Source organism: Imperialibacter roseus, from assembly GCF_032999765.1.
GTDB lineage: Bacteria > Bacteroidota > Bacteroidia > Cytophagales > Cyclobacteriaceae > Imperialibacter > Imperialibacter roseus.
Genome location: NZ_CP136051.1, coordinates 1,950,654 through 1,971,263, shown reverse-complemented (window position 1 = coordinate 1,971,263; position 20,610 = coordinate 1,950,654). Strand labels below are relative to the sequence as shown.

General features: G+C 47.2%; 17 protein-coding genes. 8 read left to right on the top strand and 9 right to left on the bottom strand.

Annotation, left to right across the window (positions count from 1 at the left end; translation table 11 throughout):
• Positions 1-104: 104 nt before the first annotated feature.
• Genes RT717_RS08455 through RT717_RS08445 form a run of 3 tightly spaced genes read right to left on the bottom strand, consistent with a single transcriptional unit; the run spans position 105 to position 3,303 of the window.
• Positions 105-473 (bottom strand): CoA-binding protein, encoded by a 369-nt coding sequence (locus tag RT717_RS08455; RefSeq protein WP_317491301.1) that lies wholly within the window; start codon positions 471-473, stop codon positions 105-107.
• On the bottom strand, positions 474-2,336 hold the full coding sequence (locus RT717_RS08450; protein WP_317491300.1) for a toxin-antitoxin system YwqK family antitoxin: 1,863 nt from the start codon (positions 2,334-2,336) through the stop codon (positions 474-476).
• Between the two features lie 4 nt (positions 2,337-2,340).
• Positions 2,341-3,303, bottom strand: a complete 963-nt coding sequence (locus RT717_RS08445; protein ID WP_317491299.1) for a tryptophan 2,3-dioxygenase family protein — start codon at positions 3,301-3,303, stop codon at positions 2,341-2,343.
• 67 nt (positions 3,304-3,370) lie between these two features.
• Here RT717_RS08445 and RT717_RS08440 point away from each other — a divergent pair, with 67 nt between their 5' ends.
• On the top strand, positions 3,371-4,594 hold the full coding sequence (locus tag RT717_RS08440) for an acyl-CoA dehydrogenase family protein (RefSeq protein WP_317491298.1): 1,224 nt from the start codon (positions 3,371-3,373) through the stop codon (positions 4,592-4,594).
• Positions 4,595-4,855: 261 nt separating this feature from the next.
• A complete protein-coding gene (proC, locus tag RT717_RS08435; protein WP_317491297.1) occupies positions 4,856-5,638 on the top strand; it encodes a pyrroline-5-carboxylate reductase in 783 nt (260 codons plus the stop codon).
• Positions 5,639-5,681: 43 nt separating this feature from the next.
• On the opposite strand, the gene RT717_RS08430 is transcribed toward proC, so the two are convergent.
• Complete coding sequence (locus tag RT717_RS08430; protein ID WP_317491296.1) at positions 5,682-6,164, bottom strand: DUF4920 domain-containing protein; 483 nt, start codon at positions 6,162-6,164, stop codon at positions 5,682-5,684.
• Positions 6,165-6,494: 330 nt separating this feature from the next.
• Between RT717_RS08430 and RT717_RS08425 the strand changes: the two genes are divergently transcribed.
• Positions 6,495-7,361 carry a histidinol-phosphatase gene (locus RT717_RS08425; protein ID WP_317491295.1) on the top strand — a complete coding sequence of 289 codons (867 nt, stop codon included), beginning with the start codon at positions 6,495-6,497 and terminating at the stop codon, positions 7,359-7,361.
• 121 nt (positions 7,362-7,482) lie between these two features.
• Complete coding sequence (locus RT717_RS08420) at positions 7,483-8,754, top strand: alpha-hydroxy-acid oxidizing protein (protein WP_317491294.1); 1,272 nt, start codon at positions 7,483-7,485, stop codon at positions 8,752-8,754.
• A gap of 520 nt (positions 8,755-9,274) precedes the next feature.
• Here RT717_RS08420 and RT717_RS08415 read toward each other — a convergent pair.
• The 5 genes from RT717_RS08415 to RT717_RS08395 form a co-directional block, all read right to left on the bottom strand.
• The gene (locus RT717_RS08415) at positions 9,275-11,011 is read right to left on the bottom strand and encodes a tetratricopeptide repeat-containing sensor histidine kinase (RefSeq protein ID WP_394854126.1); all 1,737 of its coding nucleotides are present in this window, start codon (positions 11,009-11,011) and stop codon (positions 9,275-9,277) included.
• A gap of 663 nt (positions 11,012-11,674) precedes the next feature.
• Positions 11,675-12,316 (bottom strand): response regulator transcription factor, encoded by a 642-nt coding sequence (locus RT717_RS08410; protein WP_317491292.1) that lies wholly within the window; start codon positions 12,314-12,316, stop codon positions 11,675-11,677.
• Positions 12,313-14,268 carry a tetratricopeptide repeat-containing sensor histidine kinase gene (locus RT717_RS08405; RefSeq protein WP_317491291.1) on the bottom strand — a complete coding sequence of 652 codons (1,956 nt, stop codon included), beginning with the start codon at positions 14,266-14,268 and terminating at the stop codon, positions 12,313-12,315. Before RT717_RS08405 ends, RT717_RS08410 begins: the two co-directional genes overlap by 4 nt.
• Before the next feature lie 6 nt (positions 14,269-14,274).
• Positions 14,275-14,403 carry a hypothetical protein gene (locus tag RT717_RS08400; protein WP_317491290.1) on the bottom strand — a complete coding sequence of 43 codons (129 nt, stop codon included), beginning with the start codon at positions 14,401-14,403 and terminating at the stop codon, positions 14,275-14,277.
• Between the two features lie 71 nt (positions 14,404-14,474).
• Positions 14,475-15,569: an aromatic ring-hydroxylating oxygenase subunit alpha gene (locus RT717_RS08395; RefSeq protein WP_317491289.1), complete on the bottom strand. Its 1,095-nt coding sequence runs from the start codon at positions 15,567-15,569 to the stop codon at positions 14,475-14,477.
• A gap of 238 nt (positions 15,570-15,807) precedes the next feature.
• Between RT717_RS08395 and RT717_RS08390 the strand changes: the two genes are divergently transcribed.
• From RT717_RS08390 to RT717_RS08375, 4 genes are all read left to right on the top strand, one after another.
• Positions 15,808-17,364: a sensor histidine kinase gene (locus RT717_RS08390; RefSeq protein WP_317491288.1), complete on the top strand. Its 1,557-nt coding sequence runs from the start codon at positions 15,808-15,810 to the stop codon at positions 17,362-17,364.
• Positions 17,365-17,371: 7 nt separating this feature from the next.
• Positions 17,372-18,079, top strand: a complete 708-nt coding sequence (locus RT717_RS08385) for a response regulator transcription factor (protein WP_317491287.1) — start codon at positions 17,372-17,374, stop codon at positions 18,077-18,079.
• Positions 18,080-18,659: 580 nt separating this feature from the next.
• Entirely contained in the window at positions 18,660-19,226 is a 567-nt protein-coding gene (locus RT717_RS08380) for a hypothetical protein (protein ID WP_317491286.1), read from the top strand.
• Positions 19,227-19,431: 205 nt separating this feature from the next.
• Complete coding sequence (locus tag RT717_RS08375; RefSeq protein ID WP_317491285.1) at positions 19,432-20,427, top strand: beta galactosidase jelly roll domain-containing protein; 996 nt, start codon at positions 19,432-19,434, stop codon at positions 20,425-20,427.
• The last annotated feature ends 183 nt before the right edge of the window (positions 20,428-20,610 follow it).

The window sequence follows — 20,610 nt, the reverse complement described above, 5'->3', positions numbered from 1 at the left end:
AATCAAGCAGGTGTTGAAGACTCGACTAAGCAGGACATGGTTTCGCCCAACTATGTGTATCCTTGGATGAATCGAAATCCGGGAAACCTGAAATCAGCCTTTTTTCAGTATTGATTGGTGGAAAGCATAACGAGTGTACATCCTTCAACTACCTCTACTCCTTCACTACGAAGCAGCTCCTCAAGCTCAGGGTTCTCACTGCCAGGGTTGAACACCACTCTTTTTGGGTGCAATTGGGTAATATAGTCGTAAAGGCTCTTCTGATGCTGAGGGCCAACATACATTGTAATGGTGTCTACCTCATTTATCACGGGCGAGGATGTTACGTCTAAAATTTTATGGCCAAAGACCTCTCCCTTTTTGATGCCTACGGGAACAATTTCGTGGCCTGCCTTCAAAAGCCTGTCAGCTGCGATATAGGCATACCGCTGAGGATTGGTGGTGGCGCCTAGTATTACTGTCTTTTTACTCATCTAGTTAACGAAAAAACCGGGGCCATTTTTGGGCCCGACTAAGAATCCGATATTCACCCCGATTATAATTGGAAACGAAATATTGCTCTGGTTTAAATCAGAAAACACATTATTTCGTTCAGCAGTCTCCTGATAATTCTTTCTCAGGAGCCTATAACCGATACCTGCTCCAATATAAGCGTCCACCGTGAAGCCGCTGCCCCCGGGGTCACTCAGCCAGCGATTACCAAGAAATAAACCATATTCTATTTTCTGCTCCTGCGTGCCGATTGTAATACGGCCGTTGTTCACTCCCGTCGAATCGATGATATGCGCACGGTGGTCAATAGAGGTAAATGCCACCTCCTGGCCAAAGTAGAACATCCCAAACAGGTTATCGCTATCGTAGAACTTTTGGCGCAGCTTAATTCTGCTCCCTTGCAGAAAGAGTTTATTGTCCTGCACAGAGGAGGAGCCTTTGAAAAATGGTTGTTTCAGATAAATAAACTGAAATTCGTAGCCCAGTCTCTCCTGTGAATAGTGTTCGACGGACACCGGTAAGCCCCCAAGCAGGGGCGCAGCGGGATTGGTGGCAAAAATCCATCCCTTGTATTCGCCGACCCGTGGCGTAAAATACCGGGAGTTACGATTTTTAAATTTGTACTCTGGTTTGTTATATGGCACCCTGTCGGGCACAAGGTTTTCGGTTTCAGAAAGCCTGAACACTGGCTTATCATCCTCGTAAATAGGCCTATAAAGCCCAGCCAGGCTGCCATCTTCGTGGTAGAGTTTCCATTCGCCTACTCTATCTCCATTTCGAACCTCTCCCTCCATTTTCAAGGTGCCGTCCTCATAGTAACCCCGAAAAACACCCACACCGTCAGTGAAAAAACATTCCCCCTCCAGCACTCCACTTTCAAAATAATAGTACCACTGGCCAACTTTCACGTCATCCTTCAAGTCGCCTTTCACCTTTATTTTACCGCTCTCGAAGTACTCGGTGTAGGTGCCAAAGCCGTCACGGTAAAGAACACTTCCCTTCGTTTGTCCATCTCTTTCAAACAGCTTCCATGAGCCATCTTTCTTACCGTCTGCCAGATTACCCTCAGCACTGACCGTTCCATCCTCGTGATAATACTTCCAGTTGCCTTCCTTTGTCCCGGCTTCAAACGCCCCCTCTGCAGAAATCTCTCCATTGGTGTGGAAATATTTCCAATCCCCTACTCGCTCACCCTCCCTGAACATGCCTTCAGCTTGCTTGCTTCCGTCTTCAAAATAGTATACCCACTTGCCTTCACTTCTACCACCTTTATTCAAGCCCTGTGCTTTTAGCTGTCCTGATGGATAAAACTCTTTATATATACCTGTGCCGTTTTCATAAAACGCCTGAGCCTTCAGCGTTCCGTCTTCGTAGAAGTAATTCCAAATACCCTGGCGTTCCCCATTTTTGAATGCCCCCTCACTCTTTATGTCTCCATGCTCAAAGTAAAACGTCCAGTTGCCTCCCCGCACTTCGCCATAGAGGCTTCCCTGCATGCTCTTTTTGCCACTTTCGTAGAAGTATTCCCATTTTCCGAAGGGGATTCCGTTTTCGAGATACCCCTTCATTTTTATCCCACCACTCTCATAATAGTACTCCCACAGCCCCGTAGCTGTTCCCCGGCTGTAGTTGCCCATCATTTGCTTGTTACCAGTCACGTAGTAAGATTCGTAAAGCCCCTGTAGCTCTCGGGGGTTGGCATAGGAAACGTGGTATTTTTCCTTCAGGTACTTTTTTTCCTGGTCATAGTAAACAGACTTCTCCTCCTGCGCCGTCAATGACTGAACGACACATAAAAGGCCAAAGGCCAGCAAGAACACCTGTTTAAAGACCGTCGCTACCATTTAGTTATTGACTTGGCGCTGCAACTACATCGATTGACTTTCCCCATCGGTCCAACTCGGTTTCACTCCAAAGACCAGGGAAGAATGTAACCATTTGAAAGCGTGGTGGCAAGTATTTTTGCCAGTTGGTGCCGCCTGTAGCAGCAATTACGTCAGGTTCTCTTTGCAGGTACCTGGTGGCCGACTTAAAGTGAGAAAGCGGCCACTTCACGTTCGCCTCCTGGTCTAATGTCCTCATTAATTCTATAAGTTCTTCATCCTGACGCTTTTCGTACTGCTGCTGATAAACGTCCCAAATCGTTCGGTGTTTGATCTCTTCACCAAATTGAATGAACTCACGGTGGTATTTATCCTCAAACTGGCGAAGTGTCAGTGTCTTTTTTGACGAAGCCAGCTCCGTTGCCCCTCTTTTCCAGTACAGATTGTCGATAAGTAACTCCACCGAAGGTTCGCCGTGCACACTCTCCCGGTAGGCCTTATCCGTCAGGTTGATCAATGATGTCGAGCCGATTTCTATCAGTCGGTATTGGGCAGACTGAAACCCGCTTGCAGGCAACAGCGCCATTCTGAACTTCAGAAACTGGGAAGGCTCCATGCCATCGATCATTACCTCAAATGAATCCACCAGGTGTTTCCAGTAGCGAAGGATCCTTTTGATCCTTACTTTAAAAAGGCCGATGTCATCAGCGTCGTCGAACGATAGCTGTGCCATTTCGTTTCTTATCAGCTGAAAATAGAGCTCCGTGATTTGGTGATAAAGAATGAATATCTTTTCATCAGGAAAGCGGGTTCTCGGTGTCTGCAAACTCAGCAGGGTATCGAGGTGAATATAGTCCCAGTAGGTAAGGTAATCAGCATGCAAAAGACCGTCGAGATACGATGACAAATCTTGCCCCATCGCCTCATACTTCTCCTCCAATTTTCTGATCTGAGATACGATCTTTTGATCTTTTTCCGAATTGCTCATCAAACAAAGGAATTAATTGTTTTAGTTGTAAATTTGAACGTTTAAAGGGATTTAACCAAAAAATAGCATGTCCGTAAATACATTAACCCCAGGCACCCAAGCCATTAAAAATCAAAAACAAGACCTATTCGAATCTCCCGACTTTTATGAAATTGATGACCTGCTAACTGAGGAACATCTACTGATCAGGAGTTCAGTAAGGGATTTTGTTAAGAAAGAAATCACTCCCTATATCGAACACTGGGCCGAAAATAACCATTTTCCCTATGAGATCGTTCGGAAATTCGGAGAAGTTGGCGCCTTTGGCCCCACCATTCCTGCAGAGTATGGTGGAGGCGGGCTGGATTATATTTCTTATGGCCTGATTATGCAGGAAATAGAAAGAGGTGACTCGGGCATGCGCTCTACAGCGTCTGTACAAGGCTCCCTGGTGATGTATCCTATCTATAGTTATGGCAACGAGGAGCAAAAAATGAAGTACTTGCCCAAACTGGCAAGTGGCGAAATGCTCGGTTGCTTCGGTCTTACAGAGCCTGATTTTGGATCGAACCCGTCGGGCATGAAAACTAACTTCAAAGACATGGGCGACCACTACCTCCTCAACGGAGCCAAAATGTGGATTTCGAATGCCCCTAAAGCAGACATCGCTGTGGTGTGGGCCAAAAACGAAGAAGGCCGGATCCATGGCCTGGTAGTAGAGCGAGGCATGGAAGGCTTTTCCACGCCGGAAACTCACGGCAAATGGTCGCTGAGAGCCAGCTGCACGGGCGAACTGGTGTTTGACAACCTAAAAGTGCCCAAGGAAAACCTCCTGCCAGGCAAAAGCGGCCTGGGCGCACCCATGAAGTGCCTCGACAGCGCCCGCTACGGCATTGCCTGGGGAGCGATTGGTGCGGCTATGGACTGCTACGATGCAGCCCGCAGGTACGCTCTGGAGCGTATTCAGTTCGACAAGCCGATCGGAAGCTTCCAGCTGATTCAGAAAAAACTGGCCGAAATGCTTACGGAAATAACGAAAGCACAGCTGGTTAACTGGAAGCTCGGCAAAATGATGAACGAAGGCAAGGCCACCACACCACAGATTTCGATGGCCAAGAGAAACAGCGTGGCAACGGCGCTGGACATAGCAAGAGAAGCCAGACAAATACATGGCGGTATGGGCATCACCGGAGAGTACCCTATGATGCGCCACATGATGAACCTGGAATCGGTGTTGACCTACGAAGGCACACACGACATCCACCTGCTGATTTTGGGAAATCATATCACGGGAATTCCTGCTTTCAAGTAAAAAGGCGGCCTTAATGACTTTACAAAGGGAGGTTCCTGAGCATGGAGCCTCCTTTTTTTTATTCCTGAGCACCGCTTGCAATACTATCGAAATCATCATCAAACCGCTGTGCACAAACCAAAGTAGGTGATCTGCTGATTTCTCACTTTCGAGGTGAAGCAGGGGGATTTTTAGCATAAATGAGCTGCGTATTTCCTTCTTGACCAAATTTTCATTAACCTTTGCGCTCGCTTAGATAAACATTTAATCAACAGACGCTTTATGAAGATTTCGATAATAGGTGGTGGCAACCTGGGGGTGGCGATTGCCGAAGGGATAATTAAAAAGAATTACGCCAAAGCAGAAGACATTACTGTTACCCGTCGAAATGTCCAGTTGCTGGATCAGCTAGCCGAGAAGGGTGTGAACATCAGTGCTGATAATGTGCAGGCTACCGAGTCGGCCGACATGGTGATTCTTGCCATCAAGCCCAAGCAAACCAAAGAGGTGTTGCAGCAAATCAAGTTCGCAGTAGAAAAGAAGGGGCCTATCGTTGTATCGGTGGTTACCGGCGTACTTATTCAAGACATGAAGGCCGTACTGGGAGCACAAGCGTTAGTGTACAGGGCCATGCCCAATACCGCCATCGCCATTTGCGAGTCTATGACCTGTTTAGCCGGAGACGAGAGCAACAAAGACGCCTCGGAGGCAGTGCTGAAGCTTTTTTCGCAGCTTGGCTCTGCTATCTATATTCAGGAGGAGCTGATGAATGCATCTACTATTCTTGGCGCTTGCGGTATTGCCTATGCACTCAGGTTTATCAGAGCGGCGTCTCAGGGGGGTATCGAAATTGGCTTCAGTGCCAAGGTGGCACAGCTAATTGCCACACAAACGGTAAAAGGAGCAGCTAGTTTATTGCTTGAAGGCGGGCGACACCCTGAATATGAGATTGATAAGGTAACCACACCACAAGGGTGCACCATTGCCGGCTTGAATGAAATGGAGCATCAGGGCTTCAGCTCGGCACTGATTAAAGGGATCATTACGTCGTACAACAAAATTTAAAGCTTGAGTGCCCACATGCCGAACGGATGTGGGCCATTCTCCCTTATCTCATCAATACCCCAACTGCCTCGAAGGACAATTCCTGAACGGGCGCCGTAATGGCTGCAATTTCATCGGCCGTTTTTCCGGCATCTTTGGCATAGTGCTGCAATTCTTCAACAGGCGTTAACGACTTCAGCGCCACTCCCTCTATCACTACCTCCCTGCCTTTGGCATTTTTTGGCACAAAAAATCCATAGTCCTTAAAGGTTACCCTCATAGTTTCATTGTTGCCAAGATCGAGTTTCATCCAACAACCCTTAGCCTGGCACACATCAACAATGGTTCCCCTCACCTTGGTGTAAATTGAATCACCAGCCATGGCTGTAAGTTGGGCTACTGGTGATGCCTGATCGTCGGTTATAGCGGCACCAAAGCTTTCGTAAACCGCCTCATCAGCAACAGCGGCTTGCTCATTTTTCACTTCCTTTTGCTGGCAAGCAGTCAGCATCAACGCTGAAATACCTATGTATAATAGTTTACGCATGATTGTCTATTTTTCGCATGAAGATACGAAACACGGGGTTAGGTTATCAACAAAATTCTTATCGAATTGTGGAAAACTTCTGATTAACAACCGTTTATGAAAGGTGAAGAATTATTAATATTGAAATAGAAACCTACTTCCCCTAAGTTCAATGAAAATTGGAAAGACCTGGAGCAAAGTCCTTTTAATCGTTGAGGTAACATTGTTTTTCTCCCTCCTGGTGGTTATCGTCATCAATAAATTTTTCATCTCTATTTTTTGAGGCACACATAACATTTCATTCATCACAATTTTTCTAAAAACGCCACTTCTTTTTTGCAAATTGTGTAAATGAAGGGTTGGACAAACTACCACAGCCATACGCACTACTGCGACGGCAAAGGCACAGCAGAAGAATATATCAGCCGGGCTGTTGAACTTGGCATGATTTCCTATGGCATTTCATCGCACGCACCCACGCCATTTACGTGGCCCTGGACGATGAAAAGGGAGGCCATGTCCGATTATTTCACCGATATACAGGACTGCAAAGCCAAATACCTGGGAATTATCGATGTATATAGCAGCCTTGAGGTTGACTTTATACCTGGAGTTATTTCGGTAAACAGCGATTGGATCGTAGACGCCGACCTGGACTACAGCATAGGCTCGGTTCATTTTGTGGACTCGTTTGCCGATGGCACCCCCTGGGAAATAGACGGAGCATCAAAAGTTTTTGATGATGGGCTGCAATCTATTTTTGGTGGCGATGCAAAAGCCGCCGTTCAAAGGTATTTCGCCCTTACCAGACAAATGATACAAGAAGCTCCGCCCACCATAGTTGGGCATCTGGACAAAATAAAAATGCAGAATGCCAACGGGCTTCTCTTCAATGAAAACGACAGGTGGTATCAAAAGGAGATCGTTGAAACACTTGAAGCTGTGAAGGGAAAAGGATTGATGCTGGAAATTAATACCAGGGGTTTGTATAAAAAGAAGACCACAACGAGCTACCCCTCCCCGTGGATTTTTCGCTACCTGAAAGACATGTCGATTCCCATCATGATAAACTCCGACAGCCATCACACACAAGAAATGACAGGATTTTTCAGCGAAACAGCCGAGCAGTTGGTCAGTGCCGGCCTCACGCAAGTGATGGTGCTCCTCAACAATGACTGGCAGGAAGGTCGCCTTACTGTTGACGGGATTGAGGTGTGATCAGTTGAGAATGTGCGTCTTTTGCATTAGATTGATATGACGCTAGTTTGATTTTTTAATAGCTATGCTGAATGCCCGAAAAGCAAATGGTTTGATGGGCATTTTGCACAACAACACACACATGAGCGAACCCATGGATGCCCTCAGCTGGCAAAAGAAGATTTACCTTGACGGCATGGCTGGTATTTTACCGAAGGTGCCTGTCGACTTTGCCAAACTTCAGAAAGCCGCCAAAAAGAAAATGAGCAAAGAGGCCTGGGCCTATATTGCCGGAGGCGCAGGTCGGGAGACTACGATGGCTGAAAACCTCTCAGGCTTCGAAAAATGGAAGATTGTTCCCCGCATGCTCAACGATGTATCAAGAAGGGACACTTCTACTACCCTCTTTGGTCAAAAGCTTCCCCTACCACTGCTGCTCTCTCCAGTGGGCGTGCTGGAAATGGTGCACAAAAAGGCCGACCTGGCGGTGGGGAAGGCTGCAGCAAAAGCTGGCATTCCCTTTATCTTTTCCAATCAGGCGTCAGTGCCAATGGAAACGGTTGCCAGGGCCATGGGCGATAGCCCAAGGTGGTTTCAGCTCTACTGGAGCAAGTCGAATGAGCTGGTGGAAAGCCTGGTGAAAAGGGCCGAGAATTGTGGCTGTTCGGCTATCGTGGTAACGCTCGACACCTCCATGCTCGGCTGGAGAACCAGGGACCTCGACCTGGCCTTCCTCCCCTTCCTGAAAGCCAAGGGCATTGCTCAATACACCAGCGATCCGGTGTTTATGCGCCTGCTGAGAGAGAAAGCCATCGGCGAGGAAACGCCTGTGGAAAGGAAAATCAGGCCAACCACCTTTCTGTCCCTTATTCAATTATTAAACAACTACCCAGGCAACTTCTTTAAAAACGCTTTTTCTGGCGAACCACTGGCTGCCGTCCGACAATTTATCAATATCTACTCCCGGCCTTCCCTTACCTGGCAAGATCTCGCATTTCTGAGAAAAAGAACCAAGCTACCCATTCTGCTGAAGGGCATTCTGCACCCGGAAGATGCGAAAATGGCCATGGAACATGAAATGGATGGCATTATACTTTCTAACCACGGAGGCAGACAGGTAGATGGCGCTGTGAGCACCATTGAAATGTTGCCAGAAGTGAAAAAAGCCGTTGGTGAAGACTTCCCCATCCTGCTCGATTCGGGCGTACGCTCCGGGGCGGACATGATGAAAGCGGTGGCACTCGGTGCTTCGGCCGTTTGCATGGCAAGGAGTTATGCTTTCGGGTTGGCCATTGACGGAGAAGAGGGGGTATACGATGTCATCAGGAACATGGCAGCCGATTTTGAGCTCAACATGGGCTTGGCTGGTTGCAAGAATATTGAGGAAGTGAAAGCGCTGAAATTGAGAGAATAGCACTTTTTTAAAGAACAATACCCAAATAACAAGCGCAAAAAAAGGCAAGTAAATCTCAAATTCGAATAAGCGAAATCCGAAACTTGCTACGCCATCAGATCCACCGACACTTGGGCCGTCCTCTGACCTTGGGTCGTCCCCTGACAGCCCAAACGCATCGCAAAGGAGTTTAGTCAAGGTCTGTCGGGGGACAGACCACGGAGTTGGAGGTTGTTTTCGAGGTTTCTCATTTTGTGCCTTGGAGCTTATTTGAGATTTGTCATTTGTTATTTGGGGTTTCCTTGTAGCAGCTCAACTGCTTATTTGAGGTTGATTTTTGACATTTCAACAGATGTCTGACAACCCCAACCATCTCTTTCAGGCTTCCACACCTTGGCTCGTCTTGTGACCTTGGGCTGTCCCCTGACAGCCCAAACACATCGCAAAAGGCTTTCGTCAAGGTCTGTCGGGGGACAGACCACGGAGTTGGAGGTTGGTTTTTGACATTTCAACAAATGCCTGACGCCCCCTCTCATCTCTTTCAGGCTTCCAGCGGAAACTCAAAAGTTAAAATAGCCCCTTTACCCGGGGCGGTGTCAACACTGAACTGCCCTCCGAACTTCTTCACCCGATTTTCAATATTCTGCAAGCCAATGCCACCCCTTCTTCTGGCTTCTTTGTAGTCGAAGCCTATTCCGTCGTCTTCCGCAGTCAGTATCACGCTGTTCTCTGTCTTATTCAGCTGAACAATGAACTCGCTGGCATGCGCATGTTTGAGCACATTGGCCAGCATTTCCTGGGTGATACGGTAAATACCTGTTTCCATTTCTACCGGCAGCCGTTCTTCCAGGTTAAAGTGCATCACTTTCATGGCCACGCTGTCCGACTGGTTGATCCTCGCTGCCAGGTCATCCATGGAGCTGACCAGCCCATACCGGGATACCTGACCGGTAGAGAGGTTATGAGAAATGCGCCTCACTTCGGTCACCGCCTCATCCAGCATTTGGGTGGTTTTGACTGTCTCGTTTTCGGGGCTTTTTTGTTCTACGTCTTTTTTGACAGTGCTGCTAATAAAATTCAGTTTAATCGCCGACAGCATACTCCCCAGACGATCGTGAAGCTCCTCAGCTATTCGCATGCGTTCCTTTTCCTGCCCTTCTATCAGGGCATTGAGCGAGCTTACCTCCTGCTCTTTCAAAAGCGCATCGATGCGAACATTGCGTTCTGTTAGCGCCTGCATACTTCTGAGCTGGCTGGCCTTTTGCCGTTGTGCAAAAAAGGCCGAGACCGCAATGGCCAGCGCCACTGCCAACACAATACCCACCCGGTAGGCATTCTTTTCTGATGTAGCCAGCAGCACTTCCTGCTCCTGCGCCTTCGTTTCCGAGGTGAGCTTCGCTATTTCCTTTTCCTTGAGTTCGGTTTCGTATTTGATGGTGAGTTCTTTGACAACTTTTTCCTTTTCGATATTCTGCAGCGAGTCGGAGAGTATGTGGAAGAGCTGCAGGCTTGCATAGGCTTTGGGTAAATCTCCCTGGGCATCATATACTTGTCGAAAAAGAACTTGGGCATCTATACTAAACCTAAGAACTCCAACATCACTAGCTACTCTTTCCATTTTTTTTGCGTAGTTCAATGCCGACCCATAGTTCTTAAGCATGTACTCAGTGCGTGACAAAGACGCCAGATTATAACAGTAACTGTAGGTACTACTTGATATTGAAAGTCCCTGCTCTGCCTTTAAATAGTAGCTTTTGGCTTTAGTAAATTTTCCTTGCACATAAAAATTGTACCCAATAGCTGTCCAGACTTTTGGGTAGCTGGCTTCGTCGCCAAGCGCTTGATATAAACCAAGAGACTTTTCATAGAAGCCGGAGGACTCATCTATCCTTTTTTTAACCGCTGATAGAACTCCCATATTGAAGTACATGTCAGCGAGCTTACCAGGTGAATCTGCTCCCTCAAGAATCGTTAAAGCTTCTAAATAATAAGTCTCGCACTTGTCGTACTCCTTAGTTTCCATATAATAATTACCCAACGCATAGAGGGATGTTGCATAATCAGTCGGCTTTCCATATTGTTTCATTAATTCGACCGAACGTAAGTTGTACTCAAGGGCCTCTTTTCTATGTCCCAGATATTTATAAGCGCTACTCAGAGTGGTGTAATTATCAGCCACCCGCAAGGAGTCTCCTAATTTTCGAAAAATGTCTATCGACTTAATCCCATAGTCAATAACATTTAAATACTCATTCTTATAAAAATACGCTGTTGACATATTCCAATATAGATCCGCAAGTTGATCATTTCTTTCAATGCCCTCGAGCAATGGCAAGAGATGTTTTGCTGCTTCTAGTGAAGAATCAGGGCTTCTTACTCGGTGTTTAATGACTAGCGAAAAAAGACTATCAATTTCAGTGCTTTTTTCCAACCCCTGCCCATGAGTTTGGCAGCAAAATCCGAGAATAACGATCAGAACGAAATGCTTCAGTTTCATTTGAATCAATTGGTTTCTTGCTGGAGAATATGCACCATTTATATACTCTGTTTTAACAGAAATAACTGGCAAAACTAAAACTAGTAAAAATAGTGGTAGTTGAAACTGAGAAAGACAAATCGCAAACGTCAAATCTCAAGTAAATCACAAATTCAAATAGCTGAAGCTCCGATCCCTTGGGCTGTCCCCTGACGGCCCGTAGGCACCGCAAAGGAGTTGATTCAAGGTCTGTCGGGGGACAGACCACGGGGATCACGAAAAAGTAACAGCTGGGAACAGGAAAATGAAATAGCGAATTTCTCTTCGCCAGCTGAAGGACTATGAAATAGCTTCGATCAGGCAACGATCAGATGCAGCCTCGATAAAGCGCCTGTTTGAAATTTCCTGTTTTGCGCCCTGGAACTTATTTGACGTTTGCTTTTTGCTATTTGGAGTTTCAACCCCCTAGTTCTGCAAATCAAAATACCCATTCTCATAGGCGTATCGGATAAGGCCAGCTGTGTTTTTCACTCCCAGCTTGTTGATGATATTACGGCGGTGGGTGTCTACCGTAAAGTGGCTGAGGAATAGCTTTTCGGCTATTTCCTGAGAAGTAAGCTCCTGCGCTATCAGTTTGATGATTTCAATCTCTCTGCTAGTGAGAAAGGTGTTTTCATCCTTCTCCTTCCGGAAGCTGTCATAGAAAATCCCGGAAACCTCCTTACTAAAGAATTTCTCACCCTTGTGTACGGTCATAATTCCCTGCACAAGCTCCTCTTTGCCGGTGTTTTTCAGCACATAGCCATCCACACCCGACTCCAGCAGCTCACGGATAAAGCCAGGCTTGTCGTACATGGTCAGCACGAGGATGCGGATTTTCGGGTACTTCTTTTTGATCTGCTCTGCTACCTGAAAGCCGTTCATCTTGGGCATTTGCAAATCGAGCAAAATCACGTCAACGGGCCTTCTGGAAACAAACACCATGGTTTCCTCTCCATCATTGGCCACACCAACAATCTCCAGCCCCTCCACATCGTCTAGCAACGACTTGATGCCATCTACCATCAAATGATGGTCATCTGCTATCAACACCTTAATATCACTCATGCCTCTAATGGAAATTCAAATGTGAAAATTGTCCCTTTTCCCGGTGAGGAGTCCACGCTGAACTGCCCGCCGAATTTCTTTACCCTATTGTCAATATTATGAAGGCCAATGCCTCCCCGCTTTCTGGCCTCCCTGTAGTCAAATCCTTTACCATCATCCTCGGCCGTCAGGATAACGCTATTGTCTGTCTTGCTCAACTGAACAGTGAATTCTTGGGCGTTAGCATGCTTCAGCACGTTGGCCAGCATTTCCTGCACGATACGGTAAATGCCAGTTTCCAGCTCGATGGGCAGGCGCTCGCCGAGGTTGAAATGCAATACTTTCATTTTGATGCTATCTGAGCGATTGACGGTGGCCGCCAGGTCTTCCATGGATCCGACCAGGCCATAGCGAGACACCTGACCGGTGGAAAGATTGTGCGACACCCGCCTTACCTCCGTAACGGCTTCATCGAGCAGACCGCTGGTTTTGGCAGAATAGTCCTCCACCTCGTCCTGACTCAGATCCCGCTTCCCTATCCAGCCGTTAAAGTTGAGTTTTATGGCAGAAAGCAGGCTCCCCAGCCTGTCGTGCAGCTCTTCAGCAATACGAAGGCGTTCCTTCTCCTGCCCTTCGAGTAAGGCGCTGAGTGTGTTGACCTCTTGTTCCTGAAGCAGTGAATTGATCTGCGTATTTCGCTCCGCCAGCGCCTTTTCGCTTCGTAGCTGCATGGCTTTTTGCCTTTGCGTGAAAAACGCCAGAATGGCCAGCGCCAGGGCAATCGCAAACACCACGGCAATCATGTAGGCATTCTTTTCTGTGGTGGCGAGAAGTATTTCTTTTTCCTGAAGCTCTTTTTCGGAGGAGAGTTTTTGTATCTCTTGTTCCTTGAGTTCGGTTTCGTATTTGATGGTGAGTTCTTTGACAGTGTTTTCTTTATCTATGCTATAAAGAGAGTCCGACAATTCACGGTAAAGTCGCAAGCTTTGATAAGCCTGTTTGTAGTCGCCTAACTCTAAAAAAATATCATTTAAAATGCTTTGCGCTTCTCTACTATATGAAAGAGCCCCTATCTCACTAGCCAACTCATCTGCTTCTCTGACGTATTTCAAGGCACTTTGATAATTCTCCAGTTTAAGCTCAGTTATAGATAACATGAGCAGGTTATAGCAGAATTTATACCTGTCAGTCAGTTTCAAATCACTATCGTCAGCACGAAGAAAATAAGCCTTCGCCTTCAAGAAATTTTCTTGTTTGAAAAAATTGTAGCCCAAAGCATACCATATACCTGGAAACTGGGACTCTTCTCCCAGTTCTTCATACATCCGCAAGGCTATTTCGTAGAACTCAAGTGATTTCTCGTAGTCCTTTTTTAGTCCGGAAAGAACGCCCATGCTCGTATATATATCTGAAAGTCTGGAGATGTCATCTAGCTCTTCCAAAATTTCAATGGCTTCCATATAATATCGTTCACATTTTTCGTATTCACCTATCTCCATAAAGTAGTTACCAAGCGAATGCAGGCCAACAGTGTACTGTTCAGGTGAACCATATAGTTTTCTTAGCTCCAACGAACGCAGAAGAAGTTCTAACGATTGCTTTCGATGGCCTAAGTATTGATGCGCAGTTGCCACATTATTATAGTTAAATGCCACCCGCAGCGAATCACCCAGCTGACGATAAAGCTCTATGGATTTGTTCCCAAACTCTATGAGCTTTAAATAGTCAGATTTAGCTCTATGTATCATGGAAATACTCCGGTACATTTGAGCAAGTTTGACTGTGTCATTACGGTCAGCGAATAACATTTCAAGTTTGGTTGACATTTCGAGCGCTGAATCCGGATTTGTCACACTAAGATTGTCAAAAACCAAAAAAAGGCTGTCTACATCAGCCCTTTTCTCAATTCTCTGACTATTCGTGTTAAAATAAAAAAAAGAGAATAGTAACAAAGTAACGATTCGTCGAGTCATTTGCACCTATTTTTTATCGTCATCAGGATCTGGTTCTGGCGGCGGCGGCGGGGGCGGATCGCCTCCTCCCAAAGAACTACTAGACCGGAATTCAGCACTGTAAATAAATAAATCATTGATCGGCAGCTTTTTCATAATAATAAGGGTTAGTAAGTGAAAATATTAGTTACATCGAAAGGTACCGGTTTACCATGATCGCTACATACCTATTTCTCGGTATTTTGAACAAACTTCGCTAGCAAGGTGTGAAAATGATGCACGCCTTTCTCTCGTGTTGGTGAGAACCGGCCTCCCGGATAAAACCGGGACCGAATGCCCTTCTGCACAGCCTCCACCACAAACTCGTCTTCCCGTTCTACCTTGTCGGTCATCACATCCGCTCCTTGCTTGTAGCGCTCCTCATCCAATATATAAGTAAGGAAGCTCACTTTGGTTCTTCCAATGGAGAGAGGCTTCACTATGTTGACAGACAGCCCCCATGGATAAAAGTTAAACATCATATTGGGGAAAACCCAGTAATACCAGGCTGAAACGATCTTGCCTGAGTCAGGGTGGCCCTCGGGCAGTTCAAAGCAGTCGCTGCCGGGTTTGCCGTACCCTATCTGCAGGTTGCAATGGTCGTACACCACTGTCTTGTATGTGCCGTAGTCGAGCACAGCGTTCAGGTCTTTGTGCACAAACGGGATGTGAAAGCCTTCGAGGTAGTTGTCGCAATACAGAGCCCAGTGGCTGTTGACCAGGTAGTCCCTGCTGAATTCCGGCGCAAAACGGAACTTCGTGTGGTCAAGAAAACCTACCCGCTCCTGCATCACATCAATCACCTGCTGAAAATCGAAAGCCGGAGCCAACGAGGTGAAAAGGAAGCCAAACCACTTCCGCAGCTCTAACGCAGGCAGGTTATCGCAGTCCCTGGGAAAGTTTTCTGCTTCACCAAACTCCGGCATGTGCTCAAACTTGCCATCGAGGGCAAACCGCCGTCCGTGGTACTGACAAACGAGCTTTTTTGCCCTACCAGGGTTCATGCAAAGCAGTGCTCCCCGGTGTGTGCATACATTGCTCAGGCAACGAACTTGCTCGTCACTGTCCTTTGTCAGCAAAAGCGGCTCGTCCAAATATCCTTCCAGCAAAGTAAGCGGATAGACACTCTCCGAAAGGCTTACCTGACTCTCCTGCCCTATCCACTGCCACGACCGGGCGAAGACTTTCTCCCTGAGGCTTTCGAACACATGGCTGTCTCGGTAAAAGGAAGCGGGCAGTGTGGTAGCTCTTTTAATATTTGGGTCAATGTTCAATGGGCTCATGATAGGTTTCGATGGATAAACGGCCAAGATAAGGATAACCCCAAATGAATGCATGAAACGCCTTGAAATTCTGGCACCCGCCTAGCCGCCCTTCTCCCTTTCCATCATCATAGTCCAGCGTTTGAACCCTGGGCCAGGATGATCGAAAGCCAATGCCTACTGAGCTCAATCGTAAAAAAATGTCATCATTGTGCTACCTTAGTTCGAAACTTGCGTATCTCCCAATTGACATCGCTCTATGAGGACATCTTTTGCTAAAATATCATTTATCCTGGTGCTGGTCATTGTGCTGCCCATCAGCGTACTAGTGATATTCGAAGTCCGCAGCCTCAATCAGAGCGTGGCCATGATGCAGGCTATCTACGACAAGCAAATCGACACCTTCCTGTTCTCCATCAATCAATATTCCGACGACGTGGTCAACAGCATGACCACCCGCATTGACGATGCCTGGAGCAGAAAAGGGGCAGGCGAGTTTCCAAAAGAGATCCTTGAAGGTTACCCGGGGGTGTCGGCTATCTTTTTCTTTCCGCTGGAAAAAAGCCAAAAGCTGGCCTTTTACGCCAAAGACGAAATCCCCCAACAACAACTCATAACCCTGCTTGAAAACCACATCCGGGAAGACTCAGCGTTGGTTAAAAAAATGACTGGCTACCGGTCGGCTGGCTTTCGGAAAATTGAACCCTACAAGGTGCTGGCTATAGAGGGCGAGCGGTTCAACACCCTGCTGATGGTGCTGGGAGAAAATCCCGACACTTATTCGCTCTGTGTGATGATCATTCGCCCTTCCGACTTCATTGAAGAGCTAATTGCACCTAAAATGGAACAGGTGGCAGGCGAGGAGTTTGTGCTGGCGGCATCCAACAAGGTGACCGGCGAGCTTATTTACACCACCGACTCACTAATGAACAACAAGGCACGCTCCAAAACCATCTGGTTGCTGCCTGAGTACGAACTGGAGATCTACATTCCCGGCAACTCCATTGAGATGGTGATGCAGGAACGATCCAACACCAACATGATCATGATAGGCATGGTGTCGATGGTGCTGCTATTGGGTTTTGCGATGGTTTTCAGGAACATCAGGGCAGAAATGCAGCTGGCGCAAACCAAGTCGGACTTTGTCAGCAACGTGTCTCATGAAATCAGAACACCACTGTCGCTCATCAGCATGTTCGCAGAAACCCTGATGCTGGGGCGGGTAACTACGGAAACAAGGAAGAAAGAGTACTACGAGATCATTGTAAAGGAAACGGGCAGGCTGACCAATATTGTGAATAAGATCCTGAATTTCTCTCAGATAGAGGCCAATAAAAAGACGTATCACCTGGAGTCGGTTTTGCTTAACGACATTGTGAGAGAGGTGCTCCACACCTATTCGTTTCATCTGGAAAACAAGGGATTTACCTACAAGGTCCACTTCACGGATGACTTACCCAACATGATGGCAGACACGGAGTCGGTGATGGAAGCCATTATCAACCTGCTCGACAATGCCATCAAATACAGCCCCGACACCAAACACCTGGATATATCTACAGAACGGATGGAGCAATGGGTCGTGGTGGCCGTTAAAGACCAGGGCGTGGGCATTGAAGAAAAAAAGTTAAAACAGATCTTCGACAAGTTTTACCGGGTGACGCAGGGCGATATCTACAACACCCAGGGAGCGGGGCTCGGGCTGTCGATAGTGAAACACATTATGGAAGCGCATGGCGGGCAAATTTCCGTAGAAAGCGAGCCGGGAAAGGGTAGTACCTTTAAACTGATGTTTCCTATTTTAGTAAAGAAATAACAACACCATGGCCAAGATATTGATAGTTGAAGATGAGCTGCACATGCGGATGGGACTGAAAGACAACCTGGAGTTTGAAGGCTATGCCGTGGAGCTGGCAGAAGACGGTGAAAAAGGCTTGCAGAAAATTCAGCAGGCTTCGTACGACCTGATTGTGCTCGATGCGATGATGCCCAAAATGTCAGGGTTTGATGTGTGCAGGCAGACTCGCAAGCTCGGCATCAAAACGCCTATCATTTTCCTGACCGCCAAAGGAGAGGAAATCGACAAAGTGGTAGGGCTTGAGATCGGCGCTGACGATTATATGACGAAGCCGTTCAGTCTGAGGGAGCTCATTGCCCGGATAAAGGCCATCCTTAGAAGAACCGATGGGCAATCAGGAGCTGGGGCAGCAGGAAACGCAGACGATATCGAGAAAGCCTCCATTGGCAGGCTAACTATCGACTTTAAGCACTACCTGGCCCACGAGGGGAGCGAGCAGGTAAAGCTATCGCACAAGGAGTTTGATATCCTGAAGTTTCTCCTTGCTAACAAGAACGACATTGTGAGTCGCTATAAGCTGCTCGAAGATGTGTGGGGTTACGAGGCGCAGCCCACCACCCGAACCGTCGACAATTTCATACTGAAGCTCCGCCAGAAAGTAGAAGACAACCCCAATGAGCCAAAGATTATCCTGACAGTGCATGGCATTGGGTATAAGATGATTATTGATTGAGGAGTTGAGGAGTTGGTGATTTGAAATTGGCTAATTGGCGTATGGCTATTGGGATGGGGCTTCCACCCATATCGCAGAGGAGGATGGGGCTGCACCACCATCCTGAAGGTGTATCGCCCTTTCAAGGCTTGAAGGGTAGGTGTCGGTGCGACCACTGGCCACAGAGAAAGAGCCGTCAGACACCGGGGTGTACTTGGCTTCTGTTTTCCAATCTTCTTATCGGATGGGGCTTCACCGCCATCCTGAAGGTATGACGCCCTTTCAGGGCTTGCCGGCTAAGGGGTTACGATAGGGTCGGTACTGCAACTAACCGTAGAAAGCTCCGGTCTTCTGTCTTCCGCCTCTCTTCCGGCGGCTGACGGCCCCACCGCAGCAAGCCCACTTGCCGTACCGACGCCTCCCGGCAATCTCCGGTCTCCCGACTGCGGTCTTCAAACTCTTCCCGCCCCCTTTTTTACATCTCTCAACAACTTTATGACATTTCGTGACAGCCCTTGACTGAGCTATGACAAACCCTGCCCGGGTTGCCCGTATTTATGTATAACTGATTCAACAACAAGTCAATTAAATTCAGAAACTCATGAAAAGAACTATCATTTTAAGCGCAATGCTCGTAGCAGCTATGAGCACAGCGACATTGGCAGAAGGCAATGGAGACAAGTCATCCAAAGCCGCTCTCATTCCTTCACAAGTTGAAGGCAGGTATAACCTGATCTACGCCGACGCCACTCCAGGCATCGTCAAAGTAAAAATACTTGACGAAGCGGGGCATGTACTCCGGGTAGATCGCATAGACAACAAAAGAGGCTTTAAGCGCCCATATAATATGAAAGATCTCGGCCCTGGCACTTATCAGATAGTAGTGTCCGACAAAGATGGCGAATTTACTCTCATGGCCAGGGTGCAAGAGCTTGAAGAGATGGGCGTTAACCAACTAGGTGGCAGCAAATACCAGTTGGTGTATAAAGACCCGAAGAGTCATGGTGCCACTATAGGCATATTTGACCAAACCGGTGAACTGGTACATAGCGAAAGCATCACTTTCAATAAGGGCTTCAGCAAAGTATTCGACCTTTCAGGCATCAGCTCTAAAGGCTTTACGTTCGAAGTCTCTTCCAGCAACAGCTCCAAGAGGGTATCGATGTAACATTTTCTAAAAATTTAGTTTAATAGTTGTTTGGAGAAAGTCCCGCTAGTCTCAAGCGGGATTTTTTAGATGACAAAGTTTTACAACAATCCATTGAAAGCCAGGGTCAATTTCTTTGAAAAAAAGAAAAACGCATAGATATTGCTCGTCCTGGGTGAGAAAAATGAACATCTGGTATGTTCGTGAACCGTAAACAGATCACCTGATGCATAGCGCTAGATACATTTCTACTATTTGCCTTCTGCTATTTTCTGCTTCAGTTTTTTCGCAAGGAAGAAACATGCAAAAAGTGGTATCGCTGCGAGGCAGCTGGAAATTTCACATTGGTGACAATATGGATTGGGCAAAGCCCAAATACGATGACAGCCAGTGGGAAACTATCTATGCGCCGTCGGAATGGGAGTCGGAAGGCTTCAACGGCTATGATGGCTACGCCTGGTATAGAAAGAAATTCGATGGCAGCGAAGTAGCCAAATTCAACAATATTTACCTCAACCTTGGCTATATCGACGATGTTGATCAGGTATTTGTCAATGGCCATCTTATCGGTTTTTTTGGTAGCTTCCCTCCTCAATTCAGTACCGCCTACAATGCCAAGCGATGGTATTACATTCCTTCAGAATTCCTGAACCTGAATGGAGAGAATGTCATTTCAGTCCGGATATTTGACACCATCCACAGCGGCGGCATTGTCAGCGGTGACATCGGTCTTTTTGCGTCGTGGAGCTCGCTCGATCAGGGAATGAGGCTGGAAGGAGTATGGAAGTTTGCCGAAGGCTACGAATCGCAATGGAAGCTCGCCAGCTTTGATGATAAAAAGTGGGGAGTAATTATGGTGCCTGGCTTCCTGCACACCAAAGGCAAAAAACACTGGGAAAGCACCTTCTACTACCGCAAGCACTTCAAAATGGATGCGAGGTTAAAGGACAAGCCGCTGGTGCTCCTACTGGGTAAAATCGACGACTTCGATAAGGTGTACCTGAATGGAAAGCTGATTGGTGCTACCAACGACGGCAGGCCTCTGGGTCAGTCGCACTCATGGGAAACTTACCGGGACTACCCCATCCCCCCTGAACTCATCAACTGGGAGGGCGAGAATGTTATTTCGGTAGAAGTTACTGACATTGGTGGCAACGCTGGCATCTACGAAGGCCCCGTGGGCATCTTCCCAGCCGAGATCATTGATAAGTTCCTGAGGTAAGCCTTTTTTGAGAATGGTAAACACTAAAAGATAGATTGCCATTCTACCAACTAGGTGGCAATGGTGTTACTCTCAAAATCACGACCTGCCGGTTATTGCGAGGTACGAAGCAGAATCCTAAAAAACAGATTGCCACGAGCTCAGCAAGCATTAGCGTTACCCAAAGCTATTACCCGAGCCCTC

Bases quoted from the DNA above. Each gene is read 5' to 3' on its own strand.
- RT717_RS08455 (WP_317491301.1), bottom strand. From the start codon at position 473: ATGAGTAAAAAGACAGTAATACTAGGCGCCACCACCAATCCTCAGCGG.
- RT717_RS08450 (WP_317491300.1), bottom strand. From the start codon at position 2,336: ATGGTAGCGACGGTCTTTAAACAGGTGTTCTTGCTGGCCTTTGGCCTT.
- RT717_RS08445 (WP_317491299.1), bottom strand. From the start codon at position 3,303: ATGAGCAATTCGGAAAAAGATCAAAAGATCGTATCTCAGATCAGAAAA.
- RT717_RS08440 (WP_317491298.1), top strand. From the start codon at position 3,371: ATGTCCGTAAATACATTAACCCCAGGCACCCAAGCCATTAAAAATCAA.
- proC (WP_317491297.1), top strand. From the start codon at position 4,856: ATGAAGATTTCGATAATAGGTGGTGGCAACCTGGGGGTGGCGATTGCC.
- RT717_RS08430 (WP_317491296.1), bottom strand. From the start codon at position 6,164: ATGCGTAAACTATTATACATAGGTATTTCAGCGTTGATGCTGACTGCT.
- RT717_RS08425 (WP_317491295.1), top strand. From the start codon at position 6,495: ATGAAGGGTTGGACAAACTACCACAGCCATACGCACTACTGCGACGGC.
- RT717_RS08420 (WP_317491294.1), top strand. From the start codon at position 7,483: ATGAGCGAACCCATGGATGCCCTCAGCTGGCAAAAGAAGATTTACCTT.
- RT717_RS08415 (WP_394854126.1), bottom strand. From the start codon at position 11,011: ATGTCAACAGCGTATTTTTATAAGAATGAGTATTTAAATGTTATTGAC.
- RT717_RS08410 (WP_317491292.1), bottom strand. From the start codon at position 12,316: ATGAGTGATATTAAGGTGTTGATAGCAGATGACCATCATTTGATGGTA.
- RT717_RS08405 (WP_317491291.1), bottom strand. From the start codon at position 14,268: ATGACTCGACGAATCGTTACTTTGTTACTATTCTCTTTTTTTTATTTT.
- RT717_RS08400 (WP_317491290.1), bottom strand. From the start codon at position 14,403: ATGAAAAAGCTGCCGATCAATGATTTATTTATTTACAGTGCTGAATTC.
- RT717_RS08395 (WP_317491289.1), bottom strand. From the start codon at position 15,569: ATGAGCCCATTGAACATTGACCCAAATATTAAAAGAGCTACCACACTG.
- RT717_RS08390 (WP_317491288.1), top strand. From the start codon at position 15,808: ATGAGGACATCTTTTGCTAAAATATCATTTATCCTGGTGCTGGTCATT.
- RT717_RS08385 (WP_317491287.1), top strand. From the start codon at position 17,372: ATGGCCAAGATATTGATAGTTGAAGATGAGCTGCACATGCGGATGGGA.
- RT717_RS08380 (WP_317491286.1), top strand. From the start codon at position 18,660: ATGAAAAGAACTATCATTTTAAGCGCAATGCTCGTAGCAGCTATGAGC.
- RT717_RS08375 (WP_317491285.1), top strand. From the start codon at position 19,432: ATGCATAGCGCTAGATACATTTCTACTATTTGCCTTCTGCTATTTTCT.